16 protein-coding genes are annotated in these 16714 nt (G+C 64.4%); 6 read left to right on the forward strand and 10 right to left on the reverse strand.

Annotation, left to right across the window (positions count from 1 at the left end; genetic code table 11):
- On the forward strand, nt 1-4536 hold the full coding sequence (locus AC6H0R_RS13470) for a bifunctional diguanylate cyclase/phosphodiesterase (protein ID WP_497581875.1): 4536 nt from the start codon (nt 1-3) through the stop codon (nt 4534-4536).
- Nucleotides 4537-4620: 84 nt separating this feature from the next.
- The gene (locus tag AC6H0R_RS13475; RefSeq protein WP_497581876.1) at nt 4621-5061 is read left to right on the forward strand and encodes a YtoQ family protein; all 441 of its coding nucleotides are present in this window, start codon (nt 4621-4623) and stop codon (nt 5059-5061) included.
- A gap of 63 nt (nt 5062-5124) precedes the next feature.
- Here AC6H0R_RS13475 and AC6H0R_RS13480 read toward each other — a convergent pair whose 3' ends face one another.
- From AC6H0R_RS13480 to AC6H0R_RS13495, 4 genes are all read right to left on the reverse strand, one after another.
- On the reverse strand, nt 5125-6141 hold the full coding sequence (locus AC6H0R_RS13480; RefSeq protein WP_497581877.1) for a hypothetical protein: 1017 nt from the start codon (nt 6139-6141) through the stop codon (nt 5125-5127).
- A 261-nt stretch (nt 6142-6402) separates the two neighbouring features.
- The gene (locus tag AC6H0R_RS13485) at nt 6403-7197 is read right to left on the reverse strand and encodes an SDR family NAD(P)-dependent oxidoreductase (RefSeq protein WP_497581878.1); all 795 of its coding nucleotides are present in this window, start codon (nt 7195-7197) and stop codon (nt 6403-6405) included.
- A gap of 65 nt (nt 7198-7262) precedes the next feature.
- On the reverse strand, nt 7263-8261 hold the full coding sequence (locus AC6H0R_RS13490) for an NADP-dependent oxidoreductase (RefSeq protein WP_497581879.1): 999 nt from the start codon (nt 8259-8261) through the stop codon (nt 7263-7265).
- A complete protein-coding gene (locus AC6H0R_RS13495; RefSeq protein WP_497581880.1) occupies nt 8258-9235 on the reverse strand; it encodes an alpha/beta fold hydrolase in 978 nt (325 codons plus the stop codon). Before AC6H0R_RS13495 ends, AC6H0R_RS13490 begins: the two co-directional genes overlap by 4 nt.
- Nucleotides 9236-9338: 103 nt before the next feature.
- On the opposite strand from AC6H0R_RS13495, the gene AC6H0R_RS13500 reads away from it, so the two are divergent.
- Complete coding sequence (locus AC6H0R_RS13500) at nt 9339-9782, forward strand: winged helix-turn-helix transcriptional regulator (protein ID WP_497581881.1); 444 nt, start codon at nt 9339-9341, stop codon at nt 9780-9782.
- 160 nt (nt 9783-9942) lie between these two features.
- On the opposite strand, the gene AC6H0R_RS13505 is transcribed toward AC6H0R_RS13500, so the two are convergent.
- Genes AC6H0R_RS13505 through AC6H0R_RS13515 form a run of 3 tightly spaced genes read right to left on the reverse strand, consistent with a single transcriptional unit; the run spans nt 9943 to nt 12715 of the window.
- Entirely contained in the window at nt 9943-11232 is a 1290-nt protein-coding gene (locus tag AC6H0R_RS13505) for a saccharopine dehydrogenase family protein (RefSeq protein ID WP_497581882.1), read from the reverse strand.
- A gap of 32 nt (nt 11233-11264) precedes the next feature.
- A complete protein-coding gene (locus AC6H0R_RS13510; protein WP_497581883.1) occupies nt 11265-12371 on the reverse strand; it encodes a carboxynorspermidine decarboxylase in 1107 nt (368 codons plus the stop codon).
- Between the two features lie 8 nt (nt 12372-12379).
- Nucleotides 12380-12715: a helix-turn-helix domain-containing protein gene (locus AC6H0R_RS13515; RefSeq protein ID WP_497581884.1), complete on the reverse strand. Its 336-nt coding sequence runs from the start codon at nt 12713-12715 to the stop codon at nt 12380-12382.
- A gap of 158 nt (nt 12716-12873) precedes the next feature.
- Here AC6H0R_RS13515 and AC6H0R_RS13520 point away from each other — a divergent pair, with 158 nt between their 5' ends.
- The 3 genes from AC6H0R_RS13520 to AC6H0R_RS13530 are packed head-to-tail and all read left to right on the forward strand — an operon-like array spanning nt 12874 to nt 14753.
- Nucleotides 12874-13134, forward strand: a complete 261-nt coding sequence (locus AC6H0R_RS13520) for a KTSC domain-containing protein (protein ID WP_497581885.1) — start codon at nt 12874-12876, stop codon at nt 13132-13134.
- Between the two features lie 6 nt (nt 13135-13140).
- Nucleotides 13141-14109 carry a type II secretion system F family protein gene (locus tag AC6H0R_RS13525; RefSeq protein WP_497581886.1) on the forward strand — a complete coding sequence of 323 codons (969 nt, stop codon included), beginning with the start codon at nt 13141-13143 and terminating at the stop codon, nt 14107-14109.
- A gap of 56 nt (nt 14110-14165) precedes the next feature.
- Nucleotides 14166-14753: a histidine phosphatase family protein gene (locus AC6H0R_RS13530; RefSeq protein ID WP_497581887.1), complete on the forward strand. Its 588-nt coding sequence runs from the start codon at nt 14166-14168 to the stop codon at nt 14751-14753.
- Nucleotides 14754-14760: 7 nt separating this feature from the next.
- Here the strand turns inward: AC6H0R_RS13530 and arsB are convergent, their stop codons facing one another.
- From arsB to AC6H0R_RS13545, 3 genes are read right to left on the reverse strand one after another with little or no spacing between them, the layout of a single operon-like run.
- A complete protein-coding gene (gene arsB, locus AC6H0R_RS13535; RefSeq protein WP_497581888.1) occupies nt 14761-15840 on the reverse strand; it encodes an ACR3 family arsenite efflux transporter in 1080 nt (359 codons plus the stop codon).
- 3 nt (nt 15841-15843) lie between these two features.
- A complete protein-coding gene (locus AC6H0R_RS13540) occupies nt 15844-16341 on the reverse strand; it encodes an arsenate reductase ArsC (protein ID WP_497581889.1) in 498 nt (165 codons plus the stop codon).
- Nucleotides 16338-16670 carry an ArsR/SmtB family transcription factor gene (locus AC6H0R_RS13545; RefSeq protein ID WP_497581890.1) on the reverse strand — a complete coding sequence of 111 codons (333 nt, stop codon included), beginning with the start codon at nt 16668-16670 and terminating at the stop codon, nt 16338-16340. The genes AC6H0R_RS13540 and AC6H0R_RS13545 overlap by 4 nt, the downstream gene beginning before the upstream one ends.
- Nucleotides 16671-16714: the final 44 nt, after the last annotated feature.

Below are 16714 nucleotides of genomic sequence, written 5' to 3' on the forward strand. Positions count from 1 at the left end.
GTGCCACCTGTTCCTCGCTTCGGGGCTGCCACCATTGCGCTGATCTACGCCGCCTTTGCGGCCTTGTGGATTGTTGCGTCCGGCTCCGTGCTCGAGATTGCCACCTCCGACCCGGTGCTGCAGGGGCGTATCGAGATCGCCAAGGGCATTGTTTTCGTGCTGGTCAGCAGCGCGCTGCTGTATGGCCTGATCCGCTCCCGTCGTGACGTTCCGCCCGAGCAGACGGGTATGGCCGACGAGCCGGCCACCTCCGATGTGCGCCAGTTGGCCGTTACCATCGTGCTCATCTCGCTGGCGGTTCCGCTGATCAGTCTGGCCGTCTTTGCGCTCAATGCGCGTCAGGTCGAACGCGATACCACCGGCAGCCTGCAGGCCATTGCCGCATCGACCGCACAACATATCGAAGGCTGGCTGAACGAGCGGTGGGGGGATGCCGCCACGCTGGCGGCCAGTCGTGGTTTCATCCGGCAGGTGATCGAGCTGCAGGCCGACCCCAAATCGCCCGAACATGCAGCCGTGCTGGAGCGACTGAGTTCCCTGCAGACGGTCTTCAACTACGAGTCGGTCACCCTGCTGGATGCCTTCGGCGTTCCGATGCTGACAGCGGGCCGGGCTTTCATGCCGGATGCGGCGCAGCTCGTGCTGATGAGCGATGCGGTGCGCGCAGGCGAGCCGCGCATGGGCGACTTGCGTCGTGATGCCGAAGGGGTGCACCTGTCGTTTGCCGTGCCCCTGCATGACGTCCGGCACGGAGTCACGGTGGGGGTCGTCCTGCTGCGTTCGGACCCTGCGCATTTCCTCTATCCGCTGATCCGCGCCTGGCCGCTGCCGGGCGCCACCGGTGAGTCGCTGCTGGTGCGTGCCGACGGGGATGGTGTGCTGTTTCTCAATGAACTGCGCCATGGCGACGCCAAGGCCTTGTCCCTGCATCTGCCGTTGGGTGACACCCGGCGTGCAGCCGCAGCGGCGCTGGCAGCCGACGGCCCGGGCACCATCATCGGCATCGACTACCGCGACGAGACGGTGCTTGCGGCGTGGAACCCGGTGGGCACCACGGGATGGCGTCTGGTAGCCAAGATTGACCGTGACGAGGCCTTGCGGCCGGCCTGGGTCACGGCCTGGTGGACGGCCGCGGTGGCGCTGCTTGGCGTGATCTTCGTCGTGCTCGTGGTCATGCAGTTGTTTCGCCAGCAGCGCACGACCCAGCGCATGCAGCTTGAGCTGCAGGCCGACCGCCTGCTCAAGCACTTCTATGATCTGCCCTTTGTCGGCATGGCCATCAGCGAGCCGGTTTCGCATCGCTGGCTGCGCTACAACGATCATCTGTGCCAGATGTTCGGGTACAGCGTGCGTGAATTCGCCAGGCAGACCTGGGAGCGCCTGGGCCATCCCGACGACGCACGCATCGGTGTGGATGAGCTGGCGTGCATGGAGCGCGGCGATAGCGATGGTTTCACCTTCGAGAAGCGCTTCGTGCGCAAGGACGGCAGCGTCTTCATCGGTAGCCTCGACGTGAAGGCCGTGCGCAAGTCCGACGGAGCGCTCGACCACATCGTCACCACCATTGAGGACGTCACCGAGGCTCGCCGCACCGAGGAGGCGCTGCGCGAGAGTGAGGAACGCTTCCGCAGCCTGCTGCAGAACGTGCCTTCGGTAGCGGTGCAGGGTTATGCCCTGGACGGCACCACGCGCTATTGGAACCGCGCCTCCGAGACGCTGTACGGCTTCACTGCGGCCGAGGCCATCGGCCGCAATCTGCTCGACCTGATCATCCCACCCGACATGCGCGGCATCGTGCGCGAAGCCATGCATAACATGGCTGAAACCGGCGAGCTGATTCCGGCCTCCGAGCTCACGCTGATGCGCAAGGACGGCTCGCTGGTCACGGTGTTTTCGGCGCATGTGGCCGTGCATGTGCCGGGGCGTGAGGTCGAGATGTTCTGCATCGACGTCGACCTCACCGCACGCAAGCAGGTCGAAGAGGCCCTGCGCGCGCGCGAAGCCGAGTTCCGTACGCTGGCCGAGGCCACGCCGCAGATCGTGTGGGTTACGCGTGCCGACGGCGACCACATCTACTTCAACCGCCACTGGATGGAATTCACCGGCCTGACGCTGGAGCAGAGCCTTGGCTTCGGCTGGAACCCGGCTTTCCACCCGGAGGATCGCGAGCGTGCCGCACGCCGGTGGCAGCAGGCCGTCGAGAGCGGGGAGCCCTACGAGATTGAGTACCGGCTGCGTCGCCACGACGGGGTCTATCACTGGATGCTGGGCCGCGCGCTGCCACTGCGAGACGAGGCGGGCAACATCGTCAAGTGGTTCGGGACCTGCACCGATATCGATGCCCTCAAGCGCACCGTCGAACGCCTGGACGAAGCTCAGCGCATCGGCCGCATCGGCGACTGGGAGTGCGACCTGGATACCGAGATCATCCGTTGGTCGCCGCAGGTGTTCGAGATATTCGGCCGCGATCCGGCGCTTGGCCCACCCACGAATTTCGCCGAGAACAAGGAGCTCTTCGATGAGGTCAACAGCGCGAGCGTTGCTGCACACATCGCTCACGCTGTTGAGACAGGCACGACGCAGCAATATGAGTTACGTGTACTAGGAGCGGATGCTGTTGAGCGCTACATCAGTGTTGTGGCGGTGCCGCGTAAAGACGAGAGCGGTCGCGTCCTCGGCTTGTTCGGTACGGTACAGGACGTTACCGCGCAAAAGCGCGATGAACTGACACTACGCGCGCGGGCGCATCAGCAAGTGTTGGTGGCCTCACTGGGACGGTTGGCGCTGTCTGATACCGAACTCGACGAGGTCTTCGACGCAGCGTCATCGGCCGTAGCCGAAGGGCTTGGGGTGGAGTTCGGGCGTCTGTTGCTGGCTGCTGATGACGATGCCTTCGATGTCCGCGCGGGGGTAGGCTGGGAGGATGGTTGGCTGGGGCACCGCGTTTATGCGGCCACTTCCGCCAATCATGTCGGCTTCGTCATCGAGGCGCGTGGGCCGGTCATCATCGATGACTTCCGCAGCGAGGGGCGCATCTCCGATGCGGGTATGATCGCCACGCACGGCATCATCAGCGGCATTGACGCCCCGATCGGCCATCCCGATAAGCCGCTCGGTATTCTGGGCGCCTATTCGCGCGCCACACACCGCTTCTCGCAGGACGACATCGGTTTTGTGCAGAGCATCGCCAACACGCTCAATACTGCTATCGAGCGGGCGCGTTCGAACGAACGCTTGACGCATATGGTGCAGCACGATGCGCTGACCGGGTTGCCCAACCGCCTGCTGCTGACTGACCGTCTCAGCGTCGCCATGGCGCAGGCCGAGCGCACCGGCAAACGCCTCGCGCTGATGTTCATGGATCTGGACCGCTTCAAGAACGTCAATGACGTCTTCGGCCATGAAGGCGGCGACATGATCCTGCAGGAAGTTGCGCGGCGTCTGCGCGGCGCGGTGCGTGCATCCGACACCGTCAGCCGCCAGGGCGGCGACGAGTTTCTGGTCGTGCTGCCCGAGATTGAGGGGGATGAAGACGTTGCCCGTGTGGCCGAAAAGCTCATCGCCGCAGTGCTTGAGCCCTATGAGCTGCACAGCACAGAGGTAGTGCTCGGCGCCAGCATCGGCATCGTGTGCTACCCCGACAACGGGCGAGAGGTCGAATCCCTGCTGCGCAATGCCGACGTCGCCATGTACGCCGCCAAGGACCAGGGGCGCGGGCGCTATCAGTTCTATTCCGCCGAAATGAACGCGCGCGCCCACGAGCGTCTGTTGCTCGAAGCCGATCTGCGCCACGCGCTGGAGCGCGATGAACTGTTCCTGGCCTATCAGCCGCAGGTCAATCTCGCCAACGGCGCGGTCGTCGGCCTCGAAGCGCTGATGCGCTGGCGGCACCCCGAGCGGGGCCTGGTATCGCCGGCGCAGTTCATCCCGATTGCCGAGGATTGCGGCCTGATCATGGCTTTCGGTGCCTGGGCCATGCAAACGGCCTGCTGCGACCACGCCCGCTGGATTTCCGAAGGCCTCATCGACGGCACCATGGCCGTCAACGTCTCGGCGCTGCAGTTCCGGCAGGGTGATTTCGTCGATGTGGTCGCACGTGTCCTTGCTGACACCGGGCTCCCCGCCGGGCGGCTGGAAATCGAAGTCACCGAAAGCGTCGTCATGCGCGGTGTCGACGAAGTGCGCGCCAAGCTCAACGCGCTCGACGAACTCGGCGTCAAACTTGCCATCGACGACTTCGGCACCGGCTACTCCAGCCTCAGCTATCTCAAGCAGTTCCCCATCTACCGCCTCAAGGTCGACCAGTCCTTCACCCGCGGCCTGCCCGACGACCGCGAAAGCGCCGCCATCGTGCAGGCCATCATCGGTCTCGCCCGCAGCCTCGGTCTCGACGTATTGGCCGAGGGCATCGAGACCGAAGGCCAGGCCGAACACCTGCGCACCATGCTCTGCGATGCCGGCCAGGGCTACCTCTACGCCCGTCCCATGGCCGCCGAAGACTGCACCGCCTGGCTGCGCGCACGCGCCCCGGCCTGACCCGCGGCTGTACCTTGCCCCCGTGCTTTGCTAGTCTTGCCCCCCTCGCGGCCGCCGTGGCGACTGCCAAGTACTGGAGCAAGCATGTCTTTCGTTGTCTATCTTTCCGGAGAAATCCACACCGACTGGCGTGACGAGATCCGTCGTGGCGCCGCCGCACGCGGCCTCGACGTGACCTTCACTTCCGCCGTCACCGACCATGAAGCCAGCGACGCCGCCGGCGACTCCCTCGGCCCGGAAAGCGCCGGCTACTGGCGCGATCACAAGTCCTCGATGGTGAACTCCATCCGCACCCGCAACCTCATCGAAAAAGCCGATATGGTCGTCGTGCGTTTCGGCGACAAATACAAGCAGTGGAACGCCGCCTTCGACGCCGGCTACTGCGCCGCGCTGGGTAAGCCCTATGTCACCCTGCACGCCGAAGACATCGTCCACCCGCTGAAGGAAGTGGACGCCGCCGCCCAGGCTTGGGCCACCACCACCGATCAGGTGGTCGACATCCTTGCCTACGTGCTGCGTGACTGATTTCGCCGTCTGGAATGAAAAAGCCCGCCAATTGGCGGGCTTTGTTTTTGAAGCCATAAAACCTCAGCGCAGGCTGGCCATGCGCTCCACCAGCCGGTCGTTGGCCTGGCTCAGCAAGTCCTGGCTCAGCGTGCGGTAGCGCTCGACATCCGCCTGTACCTCAAAGTCACGCCGCTGGTTGGTGCCCATGCCGGCCAGTGCGCGGAACACGTTGAGACCTATTTCCGTCCCTTTGGCCACATCCGAGGTGGTCTGCACCACCGTGCCGAACTTCTCCTCGGCGTACATCGGCTGGCCCAGCTTCATGCTGCTGGAGTGGTTGGCCGCCAGCATGCCCTCCCCGCCGTAGATCGAAATGCCGCCGCCCGGCGCCAAGGTCAGCGCCTGGCCGACCTGCACACTCGCGCTGGAGCGGAAGCTGCCGCCGTAGCCTTCCGAACCGGCGAAGTCGATCACGTAATACACCGACAACACCTTGATGCCGGTCTTGCCGTATTGCGTTGACGCCGCGGTGGAAGCGTTCGAGAAGCCAAAGCCGCCCATCTTGTCCGACTCGCCCAGAAACCAGTACAGGTTGCCGTGGCTGCTCGGCGCAAAGGTTGTCATCTCCGTCTGGTCGCCAAAGAACGAAGCGGTCTTGCGCTGCGGCGATTCCTCCGGCGTGGCCTTGGCAAAGTCGGGCTGCGCCTGCAGTTCCTTGCGGCTCGTCACCGTATAGCCGGCCTTGCTGATGCGCGCCACGAAGTCGGCATAGGCCGCATCCGTGATGGCCTGCATCTGCGCCTCATCCACGCCCAACAGCTTGATGCCTGCCGTCGCATTGCCACCATAGCCGCGTCCCGCCTTCTTCGACTCGACCTTGCTTTGGACAAACGCCACCTTGAAGGAGGCAATCGCCACTTTCTGCGCCCCCTTGAACGGCGCCTCGCGCTCCACCTTGATCTCGTCCGCCACCGACAAGCCCATGAAGCCCGAGCGCTGCTCCGACGGCTTCTTCACCTCATCCGTGCTGGTCACCGCCGCACAGGCGGACAGCCCCGCCACCAGCACCGCAATCACCCCGCTGCGCATCTTGCTCATGCAAATCCACCTCGCGAATGTCAGAAGAAATGCTGCCAGGCAACATCAGGCTGGCGAATCGAGTATGCCGCAGGGGCTGTGGGGGTTTGAGCGGTGGTTTTGGGGAGGTTAGTTAATACTTCACAGGGAGCCGGTGATTTCGACGCAACGGTTTGCTGCCGCAACTGCCGGCTACTGCGCCGCGCCCGGCACGCCCTGTGTCTTCATGAGGCCGGTGCCATGGTTCGGGACTGGAGAACGGACCGCGAGGCCGCGTGAGCATCAAGATGCGAGGAGCCGTGGCGCGGGTCTGCCGGTCTGCGTTGCGGCGAAGAGATCGGAGCGCGCGGCGTCGTAACGTTCCCAGAGATCTGCTTCCGCCAGGGAAGGCCAGGTGATCAACTCACCTTGATCGAGTCCAGCCAGCGCGGCGTCGACAAGATTCTCGACCGTCATGACCGCCTCTTGCGGAAGCGCGCTCAGCGGCATTCCTGCGATATCCCAGAGATCGGTGGCGGTGGCCGCGGGCAGCACGACTTGAACCTTTACGCCCGTGCCCGCCAGTTCCTGTTGCAGACCGCGACTGAAATTGAGCACGAATGCCTTGGTGCCGCTGTACACCGAACTCACCGGCAGCGCATGAACCGCCAACGCCGAGGCCACGTTGATGATGGCGCCTTCGTTGCGTTCCCTGAATGCCGGCAGAACCGCCTGCGTCAAACGGGTCAGCGCAGTGATATTCAATGCGATCTGCGAAAGAAGATCCTTCATCGCTGTCCCGGTGACGGGGCTCAGCTTCGCGATACCCGCGTTGTTCACCAGTATCCGGATGCCGGGGTTGCCCGCGAGAACGGTTTCCAGTCGCACCAGATCGTCCTCCTTCTCGAGGTCGGCCACGAACGCTCTGGCCTGGATGCCATGAGCCTGCTCAAGTCTTGTGGCGAGCGCTTGCAGGCGCTCGCCGCGCCTCGCCACCAGCACGAGGTCATATCCGCGCTGAGCAAGACGATCTGCGTATCCGGCTCCGATGCCGGACGAGGCGCCGGTTATCACTGCGATTTTCTGGGAGGAGATCATGGTTTTTCCTTTAAGTTGAATGCCGGCCCGGAACCGCTGCAAGTGCCCTGGGCTGGCCATGTTCGTCACAGTTTGACGACGACCTTGCCTTTGGCGCGCCCGGTTTCGACGTAATCCATCGCTTCCCGCGTGGACTCGAACGGGAAGACCCGATCCACGACGGGGTGTATGGCGCCGGAGTCGATTAGTGCGCCGATCTCGCGCAGCTGGCCACCATTCGCTTGCATGAAGAGAAAGGAATAGCTGACCCTGCTACGTCTGGCTTTCTTGCGGATGCCAAGGCTCAGCAGGCGCATGATCGATGTCATCCCCCACGACGCGCCGATCTGCTGGCCAAACGCCGAATCGGGTGGGCCGGAGATGGAGATCAGCTTTCCGCCGGGCTTGAGCACGCCCACGGACTTCTCGAGCGTCGCGCTGTCCTGGCTGTTCAGGACGACGTCGAAGTCGTGCAGGATCTGCTCGAAATCGCTCTTCCTGTAGTCGATGACGAGGTCGGCGCCGAGACGCTTCACCCACTCCACATTGGCGCTGCTCGTCGTGGTCGCGACGAATGCCCCGACATGCTTTGCCAGCTGGATGGCAAAGGTGCCGACGCCACCGGAGCCGGCCTGGATGAAGACCTTCTGTCCCTTCTGGAGGTTTGCCATTTCGATCAGTGCTTGCCAGGCGGTCAGGCCCACCAGCGGGATGGAAGCGGCCTCTTCCATGGTGAGCGCCTGGGGCTTGATCGCCAGCGAGCTTTCCTTGATCGCAATGCGTTCCGCGAACGCTCCGATGCGGAAATCATCGGGCCGGGCGTAGACCTCATCGCCCGGCTTGAACTGCGTCACCCGCGGCCCGGTCTCCAGCACGACGCCGGCTACGTCGTGGCCCAGGATGAGTGGCAAGCGGTAGGGCAGGAGGCGCTTGAACCCGCCACTCTTGATCTTTGAATCCAGCACATTCACGCCGGCCGCGCGCACCTGCACCAGCACCTCGTCATCGCGCAGCTCAGGCTCCGGCATGTCCTGCAGGCGTACGCCGCCTTCCTTTCCATAGCGTTCGAGAACGAATGCTTTCATTGGCTTCTCCAGTTGAGTGCCGTTCTGTCGGCGAGGAAATCCAGCACCTCGGGCACAAAGATGCGGTGATGTTGAAATACGCCGCCATGGCCGGAATCGGGATAGATCGTGAGCCGGGCGTTCGGCAGGCGGCGGGCCAGGTCGGTGGACAGGCTGCTGGCCACCATCAGGTCGCGGTCGCCGTTTGCCACCAGTACGGGTTGAGTGATGACGGAGAGGTCGTCGGGCGCACTGCGGCCCGCCGTGCGGATGGCCTGCAGCTGAGCGCGTCGAGCCTGCAGGGAGATGGGCTTGTCACGGTCCTCGGTGCGTTCCTTCAGCCGCGCGAAGTAGGCCGCCGCGGCCCGCTTGCCCTCTGCCGTGCGCGGAAAGAACAGGAAATTTCGCGGGTCGCTGAGTGTGAGCGCCGCCTTCAAGTAGGCGACGACGGCGATCTTGTTGATCTCATCGATACCGCCGCCGCCCCTGGGGCCAGTGCCGGCAAGAATCATCCGGCGTACCAGTTCGGGCGCTTGCAAGGCCACCATCTGGGCTACGCCGCCGCCCAGGGAGAAGCCGAACAGGTCGACCCTGGAGAGTCCCATTGCGCGAATGAAGGCGATGGCATCCCGCCCCATCTCCTCGATCGAGACCGGCACCCGTCCTCCCGATGCGCCTACCCCGCGGTTGTCGAACGCGATGACGCGCCGGTGCGCGGCGATGCCGTCGATGATGCGGGGGTCCCAGTCATCGAGCACGGCCATCAAGTGGTGCAGGAAGACCACCGGTACACCAGAGGCGGGGCCCAGTTCGCGAAAGGCGAAAGGCACACCGCCAACATCGATGTGACGGGTTGGCGCATTCTTCCACTTCACCGTGCCGGTCCGCTGCACAGGGGTATCCGCATCGGTATCGCTCCGACCCGGCGCGGAGGGCCCATCGGCGCCTGACGACAGCGCGGCCGTCACGTGCTTGCCTGCATTGTTGCTGTTCATGAACGAAAGCTCCTGGCCGATGGATCGGGGGTGGCTGAAGTGTTACTATCAAATTGAAACCAACAATACTATCAATTCGAAAGTAAGTCACTACTAAATCGATATGAACAACGAAAATAGTTGCAATGACCCGTGCCCGATCGCGCGCACACTTGCTGTGGCAGGCGACAGTTGGAGCATATTGATCCTGCGTGATGCCAATTCCGGCCTCACGCGCTTTGACCAATTCCGCAAAAGTCTGGGCATCGCACCGACCATGCTGACCCGCCGACTGGCGACGCTGACCGAAGAGGGACTGCTTGAGAAGCGGCGCTACTCGGAGCATCCGCCGCGTGAGGAATATGTGCTGACTGCTGCCGGGCGCGATTTTCTGCCGGTGCTTTTCATGATTGGCGCGTGGGGGCGCCAGCATCGGGCGGGGGGAGAATTGACTCGTTTCTTCGACGCTGAAACCGGCACAGAGGTCAAGGCAGTGGCCATAGATGAGGTCACCGGTGCAAAGATCGGGACGCGCCCCATGCGCATGGTTACGCCGGCGGATGCCTGAGGTCTGACGTGACGGAGGGCCTGGTCACGCAGCGCTCAGGGTGAAGGCGGCGTGCGACCTCTTCGGTGACGCTTCATGCCGGCGCTGCTACCGCGACTGGCCCGCTGCAGCAAAGGCTCACGCAATGTCAGCTTGCGCACTGCCGCAGCACATGCGGCCATCACTGCGCATTCACCCGCAGCGCTTCCCTTTCCTTGCGCACTGCCTGCGCCACCGGGTCCAGCAGCCGGTCGCCCTTCGCATCCCGAATCCGCGTCACCAGCCCCATGCGATTCATCTTTGCAATGAACGGCTTCGGATCGAGATCCTCCACATTGGCCATGCTGCCGGTATCCCACTTGCCTTCCGAGATGAGCAGTGCGGCGGCCACGACCGGCACGCCGGCGGTGTAGGAGATGGCCTGGCTGCCGACTTCTTCAAAGCAGGCTGCGTGGTCGCAGACGTTGTAGATCAGCACTTCTTCGGCCTTGCCGGCCTTGCGGCCGCGGATGACGTCGCCGATGAAGGTCTGGCCGGTGTAGTCGGCGGCAAGCGAGGCGGGGTCGGGCAGCACGGCCTTGACGACTTCGAGCGGCACGACCAGCTGGCCGCGCGCGGTGCGCACCGGCTGTTCGGACAGCAGGCCGAGGTTCTTGAGCACGTTGAAGACGTTGATGTAGTGCTCGCCAAAGCTCATCCAGAAACGGATGTCGGGCACGCCGAGGTTCTGCGAAAGGGAATGCAGCTCGTCGTGGCCGGTGAGGTAGCAGGTGGCCTTGCCGGTGACCGGCATGTCCCATTCCTTGCGACGCTCGAACATGGCGTTGGCCTTCCAGGCGCTGTTCTCCCACGACCAGACGGTGGAGGTGAACTCGCGGAAGTTGGTTTCGGGGTCGAAGTTGGTGGCGAAGTAGCGCCCGTGGCTGCCGGCGTTGATGTCGACGATGTCGATGGAGTCCACGCGGTCGAAGCAGTGATCCACCGCGTAGCGTGCGTAGGCATTGACCACGCCGGGGTCGAAGCCCACACCGAGCACGGCGGTGACGCCAGCTTCACGGCAGGCCTCGCGGCGCTTCCACTCGTAGTTGGCGTACCACGGCGGGGTTTCGCAGACCTTGGCGGGGTCTTCGTGGATGGCGGTGTCGAGGTAGGCGGCGCCGGTTTCGATACACGCCTGCAGCACTGACATGTTCACGAAGGGCGCGCCGACGTTGATGACGATGTCGCTGTCCGTGGCGCGGATCAACGCGGCGGTGGCGGCCACATCCATGGCGTCCAGCGCGTGGGCCTGCAGTAGGCCGGGCTCCTGCAGGCTGCCCTTGTCCAGCACCGACTCGATGATGGCGTGGCATTTGGCCTGCGTGCGCGAGGCAATGTGGATGTCGCCCAGCGTGGCGTTGTTCTGTGCGCACTTGTGGGCCACCACGTGGCCCACGCCACCCGCACCGATGATCAGGACATTGCGCTTCATTGAACCCTTACTCCTCATCCATGCCGTCCCGCTCAGGACAGGCTGCTGACGTAGTCGTCGTACGAAAAGTCGCGCACCAGGCGCACGCTGCCGTCCGTTTCACGGATGGCGATGGACGGCATATGCACGCCGTTGAACCAGTTCTTCTTGACCATGGTGTAGCCGCCGGCATCGCCGATGGAGATGCGGTCGCCGACCTGCAGCGGGCGCTCGAAACGCGCCTCGCCGAAGATGTCGCCGGCCAGGCAGGTCTTGCCGCAGATCTGATACAGGTGATCACCGCGATCGGCGCCGATGGGCGCGGTCTCCCGGTAGATCAGCAGATCCAGCATATGGGCCTCGGTCGAGCTGTCCACCACCGCCAGATGCTTGCCGTTGAAGCCGGTGTCGAGCACGCTGACTTCCAGCGTGGTGGTGTGGCGCACGGTGGCTTCGCCCGGCTCCAGATACACCTGCACGGCCCAGCGCTGCGCGAAGCTGCGCAGGCGCTCGCAGAAGGCGTCCACCGGATAGCCCGGCGCGGTGAAGCGGATGCCGCCCCCCAGGCTGACCCACTCCAACTGCTCAAGGATGTCGCCATAGCGCTGCTCGACCTCGCCCAGCAGCGCATCGAAGCGCGCGAAATCTCCGTTCTCGCAGTTGTTGTGGATCATCACGCCGCTGATGCGGTCCAGCACCGCGCGGATGCGCGCCGGGTCGGCCTCACCCAGCCGGCTGAAGGGGCGCGCCGGGTCGGCCAGATCGAACCCGGCATGGCTGACGCCGGGGTTCAGGCGCAGCCCCACCGGCTTGTTGCCGGCGTGGCCGGCGAAGCGTTCGAGCTGGTTGATGGAGTTGAAGATGATCTTGTCGCAGTGCGCGACGACTTCGGCGATCTCGTGGTCGGCAAACGCCACGCTGTAGGCGTGCGTCTCGCCGCCGAACTTCTGCTGGCCCAGCTTCACTTCATACAGCGATGAGGAAGTGGTGCCGTCCATGTGCTCGCGCATCAGGTCAAACACTGACCAGGTGGCAAAGCACTTGAGCGCCAGCAACACCTTGGCGCCGGAGCGTTCGCGCACCGTGTCGATGATGCGCAGGTTGCGCAGCAGGGCGGCTTTGTCGATGAGGTAATACGGGGTGGGGAGGGTGTCGTGCATCGGATTCGTCATGGTTCGCCGTGGGCCGTCACGTGCTTGCGGCTGTGCTTGCCAGCGCTGCTCGTGGCGTCGCCGAGGTGATCGATGACCACCGTCGGCCGGTCGGGAAAGCTCGCCACCAGCGCCAGCTCACCGCCGATGCTCTCGACGTAATGGCGCAGCGTGGACAGCAGCAGGTCGCTGCGTTTTTCGAGCCGCGAAATCGTGTCCTGGCCAACATGCAGGGTCGTCGCCAGATCGTCCTGCGTGAGCCCGGCGGCCTTGCGCAGCTCTTTCAGGCTGGCGCGCGGCAGGCCGCCCGGAAGCAGCAGCTCTGGCTCATCAGCAGCGCGTTTCTTGCCCATAGGGACATTCCTGTGGCTCGTGCGGGACCCGGATTATGGCTCAAAAGACATATGGTTCAAAGAGCATGTTTTGCCTTGGTCGGCTGGCAGCGGAAGCGGGCGTTGTCTTCGCTGGCCGGCAGCGTCAAGATTCAGCGCAAACCCGAGCGGAGAAGCGTATGAACATGAAACCCATCCAGTCCAGAAAACTGCGCGGCGTGGGCTATGACGCCGGCACCCGCACCTTGCGTGTTGAGCTCGAAGGTGGCGTGTTGATGGACTACGCCAATGTCGGCGAAGAGATCTGGCGCCGGCTGTCGAACTCGTCCTCGGCGTGGAGCTATTACCGCGACAACGTCGAGGAAGAGTTCGCCGGCAAACGCGTGTCGGCGGAGTCGGGTGTGAAGAAGAACCCGCTCGACGACCTCTTCGGCAGTTGAAGCGAGGTGGCGCGCCCCGCACTGCGCAGCGACGAACGCGCCCGTTTCTACGCGCATCTTGCCGCCATGCTGCGAGCGGGTCTGCCGCTGGCCGAGGCGCTGGCGCATGCTCCGCTGCCGCCCGCCGTGCAGCCCTGGCGCGCGGCCTGTGTGCAGCGGCTGAATGGCGGTCAGGCGCTGAGCGTGGCGGCGCGCGACTCCGGCGTGTTCGCGGCCGAAGACTGGCCGCTGGTGCGGGCCGGTGAAACCACCGGTGCGCTGGAAATCATCTTCGAGCGCCTGTCCGAACGCCACGCCGGTCGTTCCGCCAATCTGCGCTCCATCCGTTCACGGATGATGATGCCGGTACTGGTGCTGCTGCTGGCCTTGCTCATTCAGCCGCTGCCGGCGCTGGTGGGCGGGCGCATCAGCATTGCCGAAGCCATGGTTCCGATGCTGGCGACGGTCTTGTTGATGGCCGTCATGGTGTTCCTGGGGCGGTCGGCGCTCACCGCACTGCTGCAGCCCGCGACGGGCAAGCCGGCAAGGTCGGACGCCGTCTTGCTGCATCTTCCGTTGCTCGGCCCTTTGTTGCTGCGGCGCAATCAGCGTGACTTCTGTGAAAGCCTGGGCATGTTGCTGGAGGCCGGAGTCCCGATGTTCGAAGCACTGCCGACCGCCGTTGCAGCCTTGTCGAACGCCACTTTGCGACGGGCTTTTTGCAAGGTGGAGAGCAGGGTTCGCGCTGGTGCGCCGCTGGCAGCGGCCTTTGCCGAATTGCCGTGGCGCGCCTTCGAGCCCTTGCGGGCGCAGATCGAAGCCGGCGAGGCCGCTGGCCGGCTGCCGGCGAGTCTGCTGCACCTTGCGCGAGCCGAGCGCGAACAGGTGGCCGAATCCTCACGTCAGCTGGCAACCTGGTTGCCGCGCCTGTTCTACGCGGCGGTGGTGCTCTGGCTCGCGCGTTCGATCATCAGCGGTGGTTTGCCGGTAGGCTGAGCGCGTAGTGCGGTTATATTAGCCATTCCGAATTTAGCTCTGCAGGAGCGACTGTCATGGAATTGCGCATTTTTTCCGCCCTCGTGGCCCTGCTCGTACCGCTGATGGCCAGCGGCGTTGCCCAGGCCGCCGACCAGGCTGCGCTGTGGGAGGCGCTGCGCACGCAGCCCAACATGGTGGTGGTGATGCGCCATGGCGAGATCGCCGGCGGACGCAACGGCACGCACTTCGACGAGAGTGGCCAGTGCCGCGGCGAGAACATGCTCACGCGCAAGGGCCGTGTGCAGTCCGAGGGTGTCGGCAAGCTGTTTGCAGCCAACGGTCTGCCGCCGGAAAAACTCAACGTGGTCTCGTCGGCGATGTGCCGCACGCGTGACACGGCGCTGGCGGCCTTCGGCAAGGCCGAGCTTGACCCGGAACTGCGCGAATTCATATCCGGCGGCGGTGAACGCATGAATGAGGCGATGGACGCTGCCGAGGCATGGATCCGCAAGCTGCGCGGCGACAAGCCGCTGATCCTGATCACCCACTTCCCGAACATCGACGCGCTGACCGCCGAGCAGATCGAATACGGTCAGGCCATCGTCGCCGAGTCGGACGATCAGGGCTACCTCGACGTGGTGGGCATTCTGGAACTGTACTGAGCGGCGTTCAGCCCTTCGCCAGTCCGGCTTCGTACCAGCCGCGGCTGCGGTTCACCACACGCACCAGCCACAGCATCACCGGCACCTCGATCAGCACGCCTACGACGGTTGCCAGCGCTGCACCGGAGTCGAAGCCGTACAGCACGATGGCCGCCGCCACGGCCAGCTCGAAAAAGTTGGACGCGCCGATCATCGTCGACGGACCTGCCACCGAGTGCGGCGCCTTGAACTTGCGGTTGAGCCAGTAGCCCAGCGCGGCGATGAACAGCACCTGCAGCAGGATGGGTACGGCGAGCATGCCGATGATCAGCGGCTGGTCGATGATGGCGCGGCCCTGGAACGAGAACAGCAGCACCAGCGTGGCCAGCAGCGCGAGGATCGAGAACGGGCCGATGCGCTCCAGCGTGCGCTGGAAGAAGGCCTCGCCGCGCTTGAGCAGTTGCGCGCGGATGAATTGCGCAATTGCCAGCGGAATCACGATGTACATCACCACCGACAGGAACAGCGTCGCCCACGGCACCGGAATGGCCGACACGCCCAGCAGCAGCGCGACGATGGGCGCGAAGGCAAACACCATCACCAGATCATTGAGCGCGACCTGCGTCAGCGTGAAGTTGGCGTCGCCGCGGCACAGGTTGCTCCAGACGAAGACCATGGCCGTGCACGGGGCGGCGCCAAGCAGGATCAGGCCGGCGATGTAGCTGTCGAGCTCCTCGGCCGGCAGCCACGGCGCAAACACGTGGCGTATGAAGATCCAGCCGAACAGCGCCATCGAGAACGGCTTCACCGCCCAGTTCACGAACAGCGTGATGCCGATGCTGTTCTTCTGTTTGCGCACTTCGTGCAGCGCACCGAAGTCGATCTTCATCAGCATCGGGATGATCATGATCCAGATCAGCACGCCGACCGGGATGTTGACGTGGGCGACTTCCAGCGCGCCAACCGACTGCGCGACGTCCGGCGCGAACTGGCCAAAGGCCGTGCCGGCGACGATGCACAGGAACACCCACACGGTCAGATAGCGCTCGAAAAAGCTGATGGGCGTACCGGCGGATTGTTTGGCGGCGATTTCGCAGGGGGAGGACATGGTTCAGGCGGTCCGTGTGGATTCGGGGGTGAGGGTGCCGATGCGTGCGCACTCGGCCTTGAAGGCGGCCGGATCCCGCTCCGACAGATCGCGCGGCAGCGCCAGCAGCGCCTCGATGCGGTGGCGCAGGATGCGGTAGGCCGACACGAACGAGGCCTCGATCTCGGCCTCCGTGCCGGTGGCCTTGGCCGGGTCGGCCACGCCCCAGTGCGCGCGCGGCGCCGGCGACAGATACACCGGGCAGGTCTCGCCGGCGGCGCTTGCGCACACCGTGATGACCAGATCGGGCGTCAGCGGCAGTGCATCCCATGATTTGCTGAAGAGGCCATCCGTGGCGATGCCCTCGCGTGCCAGCAAGGCGAGCGACTTCGGATGCACGTAGCCGGCCGGTTGGCTGCCGGCGCTGATGGCCCGCCAACCTTCGGGCGCCAGCGCGTTGAAGGTAGCCTCGGCGAGGATGGATCGGCACGAGTTGCCGGTGCACAGGAACAGCACATTCATGATTTACACACTCCTTCGGCGACGCCGGTGAGCTCGCAGCTCACGCCTTCGCCACAGCAGTTTTCGGTGAGGAAGCCGATGGTGTCGACCATCAGCGGGATGTTGGCGCGATAGCGCTGGAAGCGGCCTTCCTGCTCGGCCGTGACCAGTCCGGCCTGGGTCAGGCCTTTGAGGTGGAAGCTCAGATTGGTGGGCGGAATGTCGAGTGCGGCGGAAATGTCACCGGCGACCCGCCCATCCGGCCCGGCCTGCACGAGCAGACGGAAGACGTTCAGCCGTACGCTGGATGACAGCGCTTCGAAGACCTGCAGGGCAGCGCTCTTGTTCATGATTCAACACTTCAAATAATATTGAATCATTGTCTGCCGTTCGA

The sequence above is a fragment of the Pseudazoarcus sp. NS36 genome, assembly GCF_059703705.1.